This window comes from Oscillatoria salina IIICB1 (assembly GCF_020144665.1).
Taxonomy (GTDB): domain Bacteria; phylum Cyanobacteriota; class Cyanobacteriia; order Cyanobacteriales; family SIO1D9; genus IIICB1.
In genome coordinates this window covers 48,204-63,870 of record NZ_JAAHBQ010000012.1, presented here as the reverse complement: position 1 = coordinate 63,870, position 15,667 = coordinate 48,204, and the positions used below count along the sequence as shown (strand labels likewise).

Sequence of the window (15,667 nt, the reverse complement as noted above, 5' to 3'; positions counted from 1 at the left end):
ACTTTTCTCCGAATCGCTCCTCGGTTTAATTGAAGTATTTATTTGGATTATTCTCGAAAATAATTAATTCTATACCTTGTTTAATTATTTCTTCTATATGTAATCTTTTTTCTAACGAAGCGGATTGAAAATTTGGATAAATTGGTCTTCCTTGGTTGTCTTCTAAAACTGCATAGCGATTCCGAACTTTGCTAAGTACAAATGCTGCTAACCGTCGCCGCAATCCCGGATTAGCAAAAGTGGTATTATAGATATGTCCGTCCGGGTAAGCTCCTAGTAGTCTGTCTATTTCTTCTACTACTAATGAGCCTGTCAAATTAACAATAGCTCTAGCCATAGGACGAGCGCCTCAAAAATAGTTTTTGGAAAATCTTTTTTTTAGCAAACGTGATTTTTAATACGCTGTTTTCCCGCTTTTTCTACTCCAATGGTGATTATAATGTTTTACACAAATTATAAAAAAAGATTAAATAAAAGAAAAGGTTTTCTTACTCAAAAGAAACAAAACTTAAATTATTTTAATAAAAACGGGAAAGGCGACAAGTTAGGGAAAACTGGGTAAAAGAGATTTTACTTCTACAGACAAACAGACATCACCGTAAATCTAAGTTTGTCGAAGAATTCAATCTCACTGAGTTACCCAATCTCAAAGACTTAGCTTAAGAAGCATCTTCGATCCCCAGTGTCAAGTTTTCAGTTGCACGTTCGACTTTACCTAATTCCTTTTCCGTTTTCGGATCGAGAGTCTTAGTTTCAGTGTAGCGATCGCTGATTTCTTCTACAGCATCTTTTTCCACTGTGGGATCGCTAACTTGGTTTTGAGTAGTAATTTTATTCCTCGCTGTCAATTTAGCACCTGCTTGACTTCCTTCCCAAGCGAGAAACTTTTCTCAGGTGACAAACGCGATAAAATGTACAGACGTTAGCTCTAACGTCTCTAACCCTTAAATTAATTTCTCGATTATGCCTGCATTTTTATTAGAAGTTGGTACAGAAGAATTACCCGCAGATTTTGTTGCTAGCGCGATCGCGCAATGGAAACATCTCATTCCCCAAAGCTTAGAGTCAGAATTTTTGACTCCAGAGGGGATTAATGTTTATGGTACTCCTCGTCGTCTCGCTGTGATGATTCAGGGACTTCCTTCTCAACAACCTGACAGAGAAGAGGAAATAAAAGGACCTCCCGCGCAAGTAGCGTTTAAAAATGGTCAACCCACCAAAGCGGCTGAAGGATTCGCTCGCAAACAAGAGGTAGAATTAAATGATTTAGAAGTTCGGGAAACGGAAAAGGGAGAATTTGTCTTTGTACAAAAGAAGATTCCCGGACGTGCTGCTAAGGAGATTTTAAACGAATTAATTCCCGAATGGATCGCTAAGTTGGAAGGAAGGCGATTTATGCGTTGGGGAGATGGTGACTTACGCTTTTCTCGACCGATTCGTTGGTTGGTAGCATTAGTAGATGAGGAAATTTTACCAGTAGAATTGGTCAATGGTTCGAGTAAGATTGTCAGCGATCGCCTATCTTGGGGACATCGGGTTTTGCATCCGGAAGCTGTGACTATTCCTCACGCTTCTAAATATGTGGAAACCTTACAAACAGCTTATATTGAAGTTGACCCGGAAGTCCGCAGCCAGAAAATTCAGCAGCAAACCAAAACTGAAGCAGAAAAAATTAATGGAGTGGCTGATATTTCCCCGGATTTACTAGCAGAAGTTATTAACTTGGTGGAATATCCCACCGCAGTTGTGGGTAAATTCGATGAAGAATTTCTCAGTCTTCCCACGGAAGTAATTACTACTGTGATGGTAAGTCACCAGCGCTATTTTCCTGTCAAAGAAAGTGACGACGTAAAAAGCAAACTTTTGCCTAACTTTATCACTATTTCTAATGGAGATCCCCAAAAAGGAGAGATTATTGCTGCGGGTAACGCAAGAGTAATTCGCGCCCGTTTGTCTGATGCACAATTTTTCTATAAAGCCGATCTTTGTAAGCCGTTAGAAATGTATGTTCCGCAACTAGAAAAAATTACTTTCCAGGAAGATTTAGGTTCAATTTTTGCCAAAGTGGAACGCATCGGCAAAATTGCTTTAAGCTTGGCAGAAGAATTAAATTTAAGTCAAGAAAAATGCGAACAAGTATCTCGTACTGCCCTACTTTGTAAAGCCGATTTAGTTACGCAAATGGTCTACGAATTCCCAGAATTACAAGGAATTATGGGACAAAAATACGCTCTTGCTAGCCAAGAAGCGGAAGTTGTCGCTAACGGGATTTTTGACCATTATTTACCTCGCGGGGCAGATGATATTTTACCAGAAACATTCACAGGTCAAATCGTCGGAATTAGCGATCGCCTCGATACCTTAGTCAGTATTTTTGGCTTGGGAACGATCCCCACAGGTTCCTCCGATCCCTTCGCTTTGCGCCGCGCCGCTAATGCGATTATTAATATTACCTGGAACTCGGAATTAAAATTTAATTTGTATCAAAATATACAGCAAATTGCCGCAGATTTTGTTAAGGAACATCCAGACAAAGAAAATCCCGTAGCCAACTTAGAAGAATTCTTTTTGCAGCGCATTCGCACGTTACTACAAGACGACCTGAAAATCGACTACGATTTAGTCAATGCGGTGTTAGGAGAAGACGATCCCGAATACACCGAAAAAGCTTTAGAAGATTTGTTAGATGTGCGATCGCGCGCCTTATTCCTCCAAAAAATCCGCAATAACGGTAAAATGGATGCAATCTATGAAACCGTGAATCGTTCGGCTCGTTTAGCAGTCAAAGGCAATTTAGACACCAAACAACTCGAACCCAAACAAGTTGTTAAACCAGAATTATTCGAGCAATCTTCCGAACAAGCATTCTACGACGCATTAGGAGAATTACTCCCCAAAACTAAAGCTTCCCAAGCCGAACGTAACTATCAATTATTAGTAGATGAATTAGCCAAAATTGCGCCCACAGTCAGCAGATTTTTTGACGGCGAAGACAGCGTTTTAGTCATGACTGAAGATGCAAAAGTTCAGGAAAATCGCTTAAATTTATTAGGTTTGTTGCGCAATCACGCTCGAATTTTAGCAGATTTTGGTTCGATTGTTAAATAAAATTTGTAACTAAAAATCGAGGCAGATTTAGTTACCTAAACTGCCTTATCTTTGCTTGTCAACAAAGAAAAAATGGAGGCGATCTCAACTACCTCCAAACCAATGATAATTACAAACCAGCCGATGACTAACTAACCGAATTTGAGCTTATTTCTCGAACTTATAACTGAGGTACAAACTGGTCTTTTTCAGGAACTTCAGTGTACTCAGCAACAATCTGACGGAACTCTTCACCGTCGATAGTTTCCTTCTCAATTAAAAGGTCTACTAAACGGTCAATTACTTCGCGATTCTCCCGAATAATCTTGCGGGCTAACTGATGACCGCGTTCGGCAATTTCGCGTATTTGAGCATCAATCCGAGTAGCAATTTCTTCAGAATACTCAGCACGATTCATCAAACCGCCACCAAGAAACACTTCTCCACCTTGTCCTTCTAAAGATAGCGGACCTAAATCGCTCATCCCGTAACGAGTGACCATTTGTCGCGCCATTTCTGCTACTTGTTGTAAGTCACCACCTGCACCTGTGGTAACTTCATCGTGACCGAAGATTTCTTCTTCCGCCGCACGACCGCCTAAAGCGCCAGCAATACGCGCAATTAGCTGGGATCTGGTAACTAAACCTTGTTCTTCATCAGGGACAAACCAAGTCAAACCACGGGCTTGTCCGCGTGGAATCAAGGTCACTTTTTGCACGGGATCGTGGTCTTTAACTAGCGTACCGACGATCGCGTGACCGACTTCGTGATAAGCAATCAAACGTTTGGTTTTGCTATCAACCAGAGGAGTACCTTCCATTCCCGCGATTACCCGGTCAACTGCATCGTCAATTTCGTGCATCGTAATCGCTTCTTTGCGCCGACGTGCGGTTAAAATCGCCGCTTCGTTGAGCAAATTAGCCAAATCTGCCCCAGTAAAACCAGGAGTGCGACGGGCGATCGCTTCAATGGAAACTTCGGGCGCTAATTTCTTATTGCGGGCGTGTACTTCTAAGACACCAATTCGTCCTTTTAAGTCTGGTGCATCGACAATTACTTGTCTGTCAAAGCGTCCTGGACGCAATAAAGCAGCATCTAAAACATCAGGACGGTTGGTAGCCGCGATAATAATAATCCCGGTATTGCCTTCAAAACCATCCATTTCGGTGAGTAACTGGTTCAGGGTTTGTTCCCGTTCGTCATTACCACCACCAATTCCCGCCCCACGCTGACGACCAACTGCGTCAATCTCATCGATAAAAATTAAGCAAGGAGCATTTTCTTTCGCTTTTTTGAACAAATCGCGCACGCGAGAAGCACCGACACCGACAAACATCTCGACAAACTCAGAACCAGAGATGCTAAAGAAAGGTACACCTGCTTCCCCAGCGATCGCTTTTGCTAACAAAGTTTTACCAGTTCCCGGAGGTCCTACCAACAACACACCTTTAGGAATCCGAGCGCCAACGGCAGTAAAACGTTCCGGTTGCTTCAAGAAAGTTACAACTTCTTGCAATTCTTCCTTCGCTTCCTCAATTCCCGCTACATCATCAAACTTCACGCCAGTCTTAGCTTCCATTTGAAAACGAGCGCGGGACTTGCCAAAATTCATTGCTTGACCAGGACCGCCCGGTATATTACTAGAGCGACGGAAAAGTAAAAATAACGCTCCAATCAACAAAACTGGAAAGATTAAGTTACCTAAAAGTCCCCACAACGCACCATCATTGCGGATGGGATGAGATTCGAGTCTTACGTTTGCTTTTCTGAGCTTTTCAATTAACTCAGGAGCTTTAGTCGGTAAATCTACACGCAAGTTTTGTACGCGATTATCTAATTGTGGGTCAACCGCTTGCACGATCGCCGTTCGACCACCTTCATAAAGGTCTACACTAGTAACTCTACCTGCATCTAAATATTCTAAAAAGCGACCGTAAGTCATACGAGTGCTAGCTGTGTTACCACCCATTTCTGCTGGATTGGAAGCAAACGCACCTTGCCAGAGGAAAAACCCGATTACCAGGGCGGGTAACGTCCACAGTAGCACTATTCTCCAAGAAATTTTCATTGCCTATTCTTCTCTGAATAATGGTTATTGTTCTCTCAAAATGTTTTGTAAAGTTTTACCTTTACTGGACGTGCGATTACGCCCTGTATTGCCGCTAGTTTTCAATTTGGGGAATAGTTTTCCACGAGGGAAAATCCTTATCTCAACGGTTTTTTGATTTTTGGATATTATTATGGTTTTTTTGTCAAGCTTTTTGTTTCATACCGTCGAAATGCCTTAATTGCCCAGCTATCTTAATCAAATTTAACTTAATTTTCATCTTACTCGCAACTTTAGCTTGGTGTGACATCCGAACTAAAATGTCATCAACAAAAACTGAGCGCGTCCACTTTTCCTCCTAGAGCGGAGAATGGGAACGCGCTCGTGTTAAATTTTGAGGTTTCGCCAGAGCCTTGAGAAACTGGTTGCGATGGGGCAAAGCGATCGCAATTTTAGTTTTTTTTGTCAAGACAATGTGAATTACGAATGTCTAGTAAGTTTCCACGTGCCAGCGATGGGCTTTTTTCATTGCTTTTTGGTAATCAGACCAATCGACACCGTTTTTGCTGGCTTCTTTACTCAAAGCTTCATCAATACCATCTTCCATTCCCTTCAGTCCGCAGATGTAGGTGTGGGTCTTTTCCTTTTGAATCAAGTTCCAAAGTTCCTCGGACTGTTCAGCAACTCGGTGCTGAATATACATTCTACCACCTTCAGAATTTTGTTGTTCGCGGCTGATCGCGTAAGTAATACGGAAATTATCTGGGAACTCTTGCTGTAAAGCTTCTAGTTCTTCCTTATAGAGGATATTAGCAGTTTTCGGAATACCAAAGATTAACCAAGCAAAACCTTTAAACTTGTAGTCTTCGTGCTGTTCTTTAAACATCCGCCACAGATAAGCGCGGAAAGGAGCAATACCCGTACCAGTTGCCATCATAATGATATTGGCATCCTCATCATCGGGTAAAAGCATTTCCTTACCTACCGGACCCGTGATGGTGACATCTGCACCTTCTTCTAAATTACACAAGAAAGTAGAGCAAACACCGTAGACAGTTTCACCAGTTTCCGGATGTTTATATTCTAATTGGCGAACGCACAGAGAGACAGTTTTGTCATCACCGCGATCGCCGTGACGAGTCGAAGCGATCGAATAAAGTCTGAGTTTATGGGGCTTGCCATTTTCATCTTCCCCAGGAGGGATAATCCCAATACTTTGACCTTCCAAATACCACAAATCCCCTCCCGAAAGGTCAAAGGTGAGGTGACGCACCGTCCCAATCCCACCTTCGCGAACTAACTCATAATTTTCAATGCACTTACCAACAAAAGGATTTTTAGGACGGTAAATATTTACCGGAACGTCTTTTTTTGCTTTCGCTTGAGTCATGGGCTTACTTTTCTGTTCTTGCTTTTGATTTTCAGCTTGAGTAACTTCGTTTGCCACTGGACTATCAGCGCTTAAAGGCTTAATACTGACGATTTTGCCACCCAATCGAGTAATACGTCGCATTTCTTCATTCATGCGATTATAAGGCACTGTCATAAATACACTGCCACTACGACGAATTTGGTAGTTCAAGTTGTCAGTTTGTTCGCTTTGACGCAAACCTACAACTTCGTAAACAAATAAGCGGCTTTGAAATTCTGTATTTTTTGCAGAACCCGTCAGCGTGCTAGCACTGTACACTGTATCAATATCTCCCAACTTAATTTAAAACTGCTACCATCTGCCCTCTGCTAATCAATCGCTTTGCTCGCTTTGGTGGTTAGCGATTTGGTGAGAGAGTAGCTAGGTGCATTATTTAGCCTAGCATTGCGAAGCTACCCTACTCACTACAGTTGGGAAGATATTGAAAAAAAATAGTCTAGGGTTACTCTGCTGAGGATAGTGTGAGATAGCTAAATAAACTGTCAAGAATGAATCAATTTAATTTTTTCTTTAAAAAATGCACCGACTACCTTAGCATAAATACTGGGCGAGATGATTCCAAATTCTACGATCGCCTTGTTCGAGGAATTCGGTTCTGGTAAAATCCACTAATAGTATTTAGGATTAAATACCTACTCAAGAACGCATAACGTATTCCTCAAGAACAGTTAGGCGCGTAGGCTGTACTTTGTTGCTGCTTCGCACTCGTAGCAGGGCAAAGACAAATTACCCTACCTATCGGTTGTTGGGTTTAGCTTGAATAATATTGAGAATATCGGTTTTACGTTAGAGGGAAGCTATGACGATGCAGTCAGACCGCGTGGTTGTAATAGGTGTTGCCGGAGACTCAGGATGCGGTAAGTCAACATTTTTGAAAAGATTGGCGGATTTGTTCGGTGAAGAGTTTATGACGGTTATCTGTCTGGATGACTATCATAGTCTCGACCGTAAAGGCAGAAAAAAAGCTGGGGTGACGGCGCTGAACCCAAAGGCAAATAATTTTGATTTGATGTACGAACAAATCAAAGCGCTCAAAGGAGGTAAAGCGATTGACAAACCGATTTACAATCACGAAACTGGAGAAATCGATCCTCCCGAAAGAATTGAGCCAAATAAGGTGATTGTGATCGAAGGTCTTCATCCGTTATATGATGAGCGGGTGCGATCGCTGGTAGATTTCGGTGTTTATCTCGATATCAGCGATGAAGTGAAAATTAATTGGAAAATTCAGCGCGATATGGCAGAACGCGGTCACTCTTATGAAGATGTGATTGCTTCGATTAATGCCAGACGACCAGATTTTAATGCCTACATTGAGCCACAAAAAGAATACGCTGATGTAGTTATTCAGGTACTGCCCACTCAATTAATTGAAGATAAAGAGTGTAAGTATCTTCGCGTGCGCTTGCTACAAAAGGATCATGTGGTTAACTTTGAGCCAGTATATTTGTTTGATGAAGGTTCGACGATTGACTGGAGACCTTGTGGACGTAAGTTAACTTGTGCTTTCCCAGGAATCAAACTTTTCTATGGTCCTGATAGCTACTACGGACATGATGTCTCGGTTTTGGAAGTAGATGGTCAGTTCGACAACCTGGAAGAACTAATTTATATTGAAAGCCATCTCAGCAATACTGGAGCTAAACACTACGGTGAAATGACTGAGTTGTTGCTCAAGCACAAGGATTATCCAGGCTCAAATAATGGTTCCGGTTTGTTCCAAGTGCTTGTTGGGATGAAAATGAGAGAAACTTACGAAAAATTAATTGCTGCGGAAGAAAAGGTTCCTGCGAAGGTATAGTTACTGAAAAATTTGGGTTATTAGCCCCGTCCTATAAGGACGGCTTGATGCTAAACTCAGTGAGTAAGTACCTTCGGGCAGACGGGAAAAATGCTCGTCGAGGGTAAAGAGATCGGGGTTGATACTATGTGTATCGGCTAGACTCTCCCAATGAAGCGAGAATCCACTCGCCTTTAGGCAGGGGAGTTGTCAATCTCGGTAGATACAGGCGATCGCTGTTTGCGCCGCTAGGTTTTGCCTAATCGCCTTTTCTGAGGCTTCGCTGAGGCACCTATTTTTCCACTGAAGGCATTGTTAGGTTTTTGGTTGAGTTGTTTCCAGCTAAAATCTTGGCGATGCCTTCTGTTTGTTTTCCGGGGCGATTTCTGGAGCTAAAATTGGCACAAAAACCAGACCAACGATAAAATACTCTTAAAGTACCCTAGCCTTTGCTATGAAAGTCTGGATTGTTAGTTTCTTTCTCTTGTTCGGATTAGCTGAACTGTATCAGTGGGCGAAAGATATTACCTTACCGCTACCAGTGTTTATCTTGGCTGGGGCTTTTTTGGCGATCGCTTCTAACTATGAAAAAGGGATTTGTTCTTTTCTTGGGCAAGAATCTCCCGATGATTTAACTAACTCATTACCACAAAATAATAATTTTGTCAACAGTTTAGAAGGAAATAATAGTTATCCTCAGTTGAGTGAAAGCTCTACATCTCAAGCGAAGCGCTCAATTTCCTTTAAAATCAACAGGACTAGGGATTAGGGACTGGGGACTGGGGATTGGGAGACAAGGGAGATAAACCGATCGCTGTTAATTGGTCGTTGGTCACTGCTAACGGCTAACTGCTAACGGCTAACTGCTAACGGCTAACTGCTAACTGCTAACTGCTAACTGTTCACTGCTAACTGTTAACTGAAAACCCCCAACTAGCGCCCCATATTGCGTTTCATTTGTTCTAACTCTTCATCCATTTCCCAGCGTTGAAACTGAGCTTCGAGGGGATCGGCAACTTGACGGTAACTGTTGGTGGTAGTATATCCTTGGTTCCAACCAGAAGTTTCCCAGGTAGAAGCATTCGCAGCAGTTTGAGCAGCTTGGGCTTCAGCCGCCTTAGTTTTCACTTCTTGCTGTCGTTGCTGAATTTGACGCACCAATTCCTTAGCTTGAACAATACGCTTTTTTAAGCCTTCCATTTGTCCCCAACGTTGATTTCCTTGGCGTAGGAGAGCAGCTTCTCGTTCTTGTGCAGCTTGAGCCAAATCGAGTCTACCAGCAGCTTTGGCTTTGTCAATGCGAGCGTGCCAAATTTGGATATCTTTAGCGATCGCCAAAATTTCCTCTTGCAAACTTTTTTCTTGCTTCTGTAAATCAATAATCAAGCGCAAGGTGTCTTTTTCTTGTTCTTTGAGTTGTTCCTCTAGGGCTTGTAGCTCTAAATGAGGATTATTACGCAAAAATTCCTCTAGTCTAGTTTCCAGAAACCGACTTAAATCATCAAATATTCCCATCGTTAATTGTTATTTAATTGTTATTTGCTACTAGCCACTAGGATATCTCAGAACTTTTGTCCGACATAAATCGAGCGTACCTCACCATTACGGCGAATAATTGCTTTTTGGTTAGCGACTTCTACCAAAATCCAGCCACTAGAACCGATCGCCTCACCGACGCGAAAACGTTGGGTGATGCCATTAATGTTAAATAAAGCCGCCGAGCGAGATCCTAATTCTAACAATCCGACTAAGGTATGTTGCGGCAATGCGGCAACAGTTTCTTCTGGTGTAGTTTCTACCTCAGTTGGTGATGTTGCTGAAGTTTGAGGAGAAGGAGAAGGTTGAGGAGAAGGCGATGGTGCTGTGGCTTGTACCGAAGGCGAGGGTTGAGGAGAAGGCGATGGCGCTGTGGCTTGTACCGAAGGCGAAGGTTGAGGAGAAGGCGATGGCGCTGCTGCTTGCACCGAAGGCGAAGGTTGAGGAGAAGGCGATGGCGCTGCTTGGGTTAGTGGTGGCGGAGGTGCAGGTTGCACCGCCGAAGGAGCCGGAGCGGGTGCAGGAGCCACCTCAGTTTGGGGAGGTACGACTACTACCGAAGGAGTTTGTGTCGGTGGATAGACAGGGATGTAAACTCTTTCGAGAACCGTAGGAGCGCCATTAGCACCAGGAGCCAGATTAGCTGCCGAGGGAACAGAAGTTTCTCCCGCAGAAGCAATTTTCTGTTGTTGCTCTGTTTTGCGATCGATAACTTCCAGCGATCGCAGCATATATTGAATAAACTGGGCATCTCCTGAAGAAAGAGAATCTGATGGTGTAGCTGTCGTTCCCACTTTATTAGCTAAAAATTGTGGTAATTTTAGCTTTTCTTGAGTGACTAACCAGAACACCACTGCTACTAATGATGCACAAGCAATACCAAAGAGAATTTTGTCTAGATATTTATTTGTTTTGGCTTTGCTAGTTTTGGTTTTCGACTTCCTCGCCGGAGAAGTTTCCGTAATTTCTTGAGGAGTAGATACTGCTGGAGATGGTTCTACCAACTGTCCGGATTGTCCGGGTGTAGAGGTAGGAACAAGCTTAGGTACAGAAACAGGCTGTAGAGAAACATATTCTGGTTTTGCTGGTTCTGTGGGCAACTTTGCACCGCGTACTAACATTTTTTCCAGATCCAAGAACAGATCGTCCATGAGTCGATCTGCTTCACTTTCTGCTGACCAAGGTTGGACGGGAACAGAGGTTCTTGACTGCTGTTGTGTCTGGGGGTTTTTGCTGGAGGTTTCCTGAGACATTAATCGCTTCGCTTATTGGCTACATCCCTATTTAAGATACGCCCTGGTTGCGCTTCAATGCTAACTAAAATTTAGGCTTGTTAGGAGTCGTTTGACCAGGGAAACATCCCAATTCTACAAATTTACAGGAATCTAGGGTAGTTGGAAATTTTTTCTGGGATTCGATCCTGTTTTGTCAAAAAAGTGCAAAATTTCGCTAGTATTTGTGCTGTGTTAGCTTAATTGGTCAAGCCACCATGTTGCAAATTGAAAAACAGGTTGCGATCGCGGCTGCTCGTTCGGCTGCTGCTCTTTGCGAGCAAGTTCGCGCTCAACAAGACGAGCAAACTATCCAAAAAACAGACCGCTCTCCGGTCACTATAGCCGACTTTGGTTGTCAAGCAGCGATCTGTCAAGCTTTGCAAACAAATTTTCCTGATGACCCGGTAGTAGCGGAAGAAGATGCGGCGATGTTAAAGCAGCAGTCGAATCACTCTCGCTGGCTGCAAATAACTGAATATGTCAAAACTCTGATTCCTGCTGCTACACCAGAGGATGTGGCTGTCTGGATCGATCGCGGTAATGGTCAAGTTGCTCGTCGTTACTGGACTTTAGACCCCATTGATGGTACGAAAGGATTTATTCGCGGCGATCGGTATGCGATCGCTTTAGCCTTGATTGAGGACGGTGAGGTTAGATTAGGTGTTCTTGCTTGTCCGAGTTTACCTTTCAATCCCGAACAACCAACTCAAGATCGAGGCGTTTTATTCGTTGCTGTCCGAGGTGAAGGGACAGAGATGATTTCCCTGAATAGCGATCGGTCGATTTCGATACGAGTAAATCAATGGCAAGATGGGGAAAAATTACGTTTAATTGAAAGTGTTGAATCAGCCCACAGCGATCGCTCGAAACATCACGCGCTTGCCGCTCAACTCGGGATTACTCAAACTTTTTTACAAATGGATTCTCAGGCTAAATATGGTGCAGTAGCGCGAGGACAAGCTGATTTATATTTGCGTATTCCGCGACCCGAAAAAATTTCGCGACGAGAAAATATTTGGGATCATGCGGCGGGCGCGATCGTAGTTACTGAAGCTGGGGGAAAAGTCACCGACCTTGACGGTAAAAATTTAGACTTTTCTTTAGGAGCGAAATTAAGTAATAATCGCGGAATTGTTGCTAGCAATGGCGCAATTCATAATCAAGTTTTAGGTATCTTAGCAAAAATGCAAACTTAACTTTTTTTTGTTTTTCTAACTCTTGAAAAGCAAACTTCATTCTCGAGATAGAAGTTCAGCAAGATCGAAAATATTTAAAAGAATATAAGTGGTAAATTAACTAAAAAATGAGAAGCTTTCACTCGCCACTTGAAAATTGGATTGAGCAGGCAACAGAATCAAACAAATAACCTTAAGTTATGAATTTTTTGCAAAACTTTAATCTCCCGCTCCGGTTTTGGATTGCTGCCTCAGTTGCTTTTATCAATTCAGTTACTTTTACTATTATTATTCCCATCATTTATCCCTATGCAAGAACATTTGGCTTAAATGATTTTCAGGCAAGTTTGTTAGTCAGTGTTTTCCCGATCTCTAAATTTATTGCTACACCAGTTTTAGGCAAACTATCTGACTATTTTGGGCGCAAACCAGTATTAGTAGTTAGTCTCCTCGGAACCGTAATTGCTAATATCATTGCTGCTTTCACTTCTTGGGCTTGGCTATTGTTTGTCGCCCGCATTTTTGATGGTTTGACAGGTGGAAATATATCCATCGCTCGCGCTGTAATTAGCGATACTACTAGTAAGGAAGAACGAGCCAAAGCTTTTGGCATTTTTGGCGCTTGTTTTCGCTTAGGTGTTGTTGCAGGTCCAACCTTAAGTTACATAGCTCAAAATTTACCCACAGTTCCTGGAGTTTCTTCTTTAGGAATGAGTTTTTTAGTAGCATCAGGTATTGCCTCAATCGCTACTTCTTTAGTTTTATTTTTCTTACCAGAAACCGCTCCTCCCGCCAAACAAGAAAACAATAACTTTTCTTTAAATTGGCGCGATTTGGGTTTTGGTCAACTGCTTAAATTTAATTTAACTCGGCAATTTGGCGATCTATTTTTGATAACTTTTTTAATTGGTTTTACCTTTACAATTTTCGCCTTCGCCTTTCAACCATTTTTGCTTAATGTTCTTAACCAAAAAGAACAAACTATCGCAATTTTATTTGCTCTAATTGGCTTATTTGGTGTAATCACTGAAATTTTCTTCTTAGAACCTCTCAATCAAAAATTTAAAATTATCTATATTCTTGGCGTAGCTTTGCTAGCACGAGGCATAGTTTTTCTCCTCATGCCAACTTTTCCAGAAATTGTCATCTTTTTTATTTTAGCTGCCTTCTTAGGAGTAACTAATGCTTTCCCGAGACCTCTAGTTACATCAATTTTGTCAACAAAAACAAAAGAGGCAGAACAAGGAGAAATTTTAGGAGTTAATACCTCTTATTTTAGTATTTCTCAAGCTTTAGGTCCCGCTACAGCCGGACTATTAGTAGATTATTTTGGCTATCGATCTTCTTTCTGGGTAACTGGCGTAATTACAATCCTAGCAGGATTTTTTGCTTTTACTATTAACCCGGAAAAAGGTTCAAAAAATTAAATAATTAAAGTTGGTTTCTGAGCAGTCATATTCTTCTTTTTTGCGGTTACTAACGGTTTAAGAGCAAAAGTTGTTAACTTTTTTCTTGCTAGTATTAAGAGGAATTTTAATAATAAATTTAGTTTCTTTTTCTAGTTCCGAAACACACGTTAAAATTCCTCGATGCTCGTTGTTAATAATTTGATAAGAAATTGCTAAACCTAATCCAGTTCCATAACCTACAGGTTTAGTTGTATAAAATGGATCGTAAATTTTTTGGCAAACGTCCGGACTAATACCAATACCATTATCAGTAATCTCAATTTGTACCCACGTATTTTCAACTACGTTGGTACTAATTTCAATTCGTGGAGAAAAATTTGCTTCTAACGAATTATACTCTGTATTGGCTTTCATTTTTCTTTGCTTTTCTTCTAACGCATCGATGGCATTACTAAAAATATTCATCAATACCTGATTGATTTTACTTGCATAACACTCAACTAATGGTAATTCGCCATAATTTTTAATGATTTCAATTGCTGAACAATGAGAGTTTTCTTTAATTCGATGCTGCAAAAGCATTAATGTACTGTCAATTCCCTCATGAATTTCTATTTCTTTCTTTTCTGATTCATCTAAACGAGAAAAAGTGCGTAAAGATTTAATAATTCCTCTAATTCTTTCCGAGCCAATTTTGATAGAATTAACAATTTTGCCAACGTCCTTGGCAATAAAATCTAGTTCTATTTCTTCAATTTTTTCGGCAATTTCAGCAACAGGTTGAGGATAATGTTTTTGATATAGTTCAATTAATTCTAAAAAATTTTTGGTATATTCGTTAATTGGTGGAATATTGGCATAAATAAAATTGATAGGATTGTTGATTTCGTGGGCAATACCTGCTACCATCTGCCCTAGAGATGTCATTTTTTCACTCTGCACTAATTGAGCTTCTGCTTGTTGGAGTTCTTGGAGCGTAATCGCCAGTTCTTCAGCTTTTTGCTGAAGTCTGTATTCCGATTGACGTAAAGCTTCTTCTGCTAAGGAGCGTTCTTTATTTTCCTGTTGCAAGAGTTTATTTGCTCTTTCTAATTCTGCCGTTCTTTGTTGTACTCTTTCTTCTAATTCTGAGGTTAGTTGACTCAATTTTTCCTGAATTTGTTTTCGCTCTTTAATTTCGTTTTCCAGAGCTAAATTTGCCCTTTTTAGTTGTTCGGGACTGGGAATTGCTAAAACTTTAGGAATCAATTCTACAACCACCCAAGCAGTACAAAGTGAAACAACTGCTGTGACTGCTTTGAGATAACCTGAAAGCCAATAATTAGGATGCCAAAGCGTCCAAATTTCCATGACGTGAGTAATTCCACAACAAATAATAAAAGAACTAAAGAGCATAAATACCCAATCAAAAGGTATGTCTTGGCGCTTCTTGACAATGTAAATTAACTCAAGAGGTATCAAAAAATAAGCTAAACTAATTAAAGCATCTGAGCTAGTATGTAGACCTACAAGTCCGGTTTTCCACAAATAGCAATGACCGTGAGGTATAAAATAATTTACTAAAAAAGAATTAATCATTCCTATTTTTTCCGATCTTAAATAAGTGTGTTAAGAAGTTTTAAGCGATTTTAATTATTTTTACGATAATTAAAATCGCGACAATCAATCGCTATTTTAAGCTTAATTTCACTAGTTATTCAACTATCAATAGACTGAAATATGGTAACAAAGCCGATACTTTGAGTTAAATATCTTTACCAAAAAGTAATTTTTTCTGTTTAGTTGGGTTAATCTTGGAAAATTTGTATTCTGTTAGACAGCATCATTTGACTTTTCTATTCAGATTGCTGCTGAAAAATTTACTCAAATCTCAGGAAGCTTATGGTTAGTAAAATCAGTGATTTGTCAACGAAGAAGTAAGCTATTA

General features: G+C 41.0%; 12 protein-coding genes. 5 read left to right on the top strand and 7 right to left on the bottom strand.

The window, feature by feature from the left end:
• Nucleotides 1–25: 25 nt before the first annotated feature.
• A complete protein-coding gene (locus G3T18_RS04670) occupies nucleotides 26–337 on the bottom strand; it encodes a hypothetical protein (RefSeq protein WP_224409365.1) in 312 nt (103 codons plus the stop codon).
• 322 nt (nucleotides 338–659) lie between these two features.
• Nucleotides 660–848, bottom strand: a complete 189-nt coding sequence (locus G3T18_RS04665; protein WP_224409364.1) for a hypothetical protein — start codon at nucleotides 846–848, stop codon at nucleotides 660–662.
• A 115-nt stretch (nucleotides 849–963) separates the two neighbouring features.
• On the opposite strand from G3T18_RS04665, the gene glyS reads away from it, so the two are divergent.
• The gene (glyS, locus tag G3T18_RS04660; RefSeq protein ID WP_224409363.1) at nucleotides 964–3,108 is read left to right on the top strand and encodes a glycine--tRNA ligase subunit beta; all 2,145 of its coding nucleotides are present in this window, start codon (nucleotides 964–966) and stop codon (nucleotides 3,106–3,108) included.
• Nucleotides 3,109–3,268: 160 nt separating this feature from the next.
• Here glyS and ftsH2 read toward each other — a convergent pair whose 3' ends face one another.
• The gene (gene ftsH2 / locus G3T18_RS04655) at nucleotides 3,269–5,155 is read right to left on the bottom strand and encodes an ATP-dependent zinc metalloprotease FtsH2 (RefSeq protein ID WP_224409362.1); all 1,887 of its coding nucleotides are present in this window, start codon (nucleotides 5,153–5,155) and stop codon (nucleotides 3,269–3,271) included.
• A 469-nt stretch (nucleotides 5,156–5,624) separates the two neighbouring features.
• Nucleotides 5,625–6,824, bottom strand: coding sequence for a ferredoxin--NADP reductase (gene petH / locus G3T18_RS04650; RefSeq protein ID WP_224409361.1), 1,200 nt, complete (start codon nucleotides 6,822–6,824; stop codon nucleotides 5,625–5,627).
• A gap of 541 nt (nucleotides 6,825–7,365) precedes the next feature.
• Between petH and G3T18_RS04645 the strand changes: the two genes are divergently transcribed.
• Nucleotides 7,366–8,367: a phosphoribulokinase gene (locus G3T18_RS04645; protein ID WP_224409360.1), complete on the top strand. Its 1,002-nt coding sequence runs from the start codon at nucleotides 7,366–7,368 to the stop codon at nucleotides 8,365–8,367.
• Between the two features lie 433 nt (nucleotides 8,368–8,800).
• Nucleotides 8,801–9,115 carry a hypothetical protein gene (locus tag G3T18_RS04640; RefSeq protein WP_224409359.1) on the top strand — a complete coding sequence of 105 codons (315 nt, stop codon included), beginning with the start codon at nucleotides 8,801–8,803 and terminating at the stop codon, nucleotides 9,113–9,115.
• A 164-nt stretch (nucleotides 9,116–9,279) separates the two neighbouring features.
• Here G3T18_RS04640 and G3T18_RS04635 read toward each other — a convergent pair whose 3' ends face one another.
• Nucleotides 9,280–9,861 (bottom strand): TIGR04376 family protein, encoded by a 582-nt coding sequence (locus G3T18_RS04635; RefSeq protein ID WP_224409358.1) that lies wholly within the window; start codon nucleotides 9,859–9,861, stop codon nucleotides 9,280–9,282.
• 47 nt (nucleotides 9,862–9,908) lie between these two features.
• On the bottom strand, nucleotides 9,909–11,135 hold the full coding sequence (locus G3T18_RS04630; protein WP_224409357.1) for a hypothetical protein: 1,227 nt from the start codon (nucleotides 11,133–11,135) through the stop codon (nucleotides 9,909–9,911).
• Between the two features lie 236 nt (nucleotides 11,136–11,371).
• On the opposite strand from G3T18_RS04630, the gene G3T18_RS04625 reads away from it, so the two are divergent.
• Together G3T18_RS04625 and G3T18_RS04620 are read left to right on the top strand one after the other, a co-directional pair.
• Nucleotides 11,372–12,352 (top strand): 3'(2'),5'-bisphosphate nucleotidase, encoded by a 981-nt coding sequence (locus tag G3T18_RS04625; protein WP_224409356.1) that lies wholly within the window; start codon nucleotides 11,372–11,374, stop codon nucleotides 12,350–12,352.
• 179 nt (nucleotides 12,353–12,531) lie between these two features.
• On the top strand, nucleotides 12,532–13,758 hold the full coding sequence (locus G3T18_RS04620; RefSeq protein WP_224409355.1) for an MFS transporter: 1,227 nt from the start codon (nucleotides 12,532–12,534) through the stop codon (nucleotides 13,756–13,758).
• A gap of 57 nt (nucleotides 13,759–13,815) precedes the next feature.
• Here G3T18_RS04620 and G3T18_RS04615 read toward each other — a convergent pair whose 3' ends face one another.
• Entirely contained in the window at nucleotides 13,816–15,318 is a 1,503-nt protein-coding gene (locus tag G3T18_RS04615; protein ID WP_224409354.1) for a sensor histidine kinase, read from the bottom strand.
• Nucleotides 15,319–15,667: the final 349 nt, after the last annotated feature.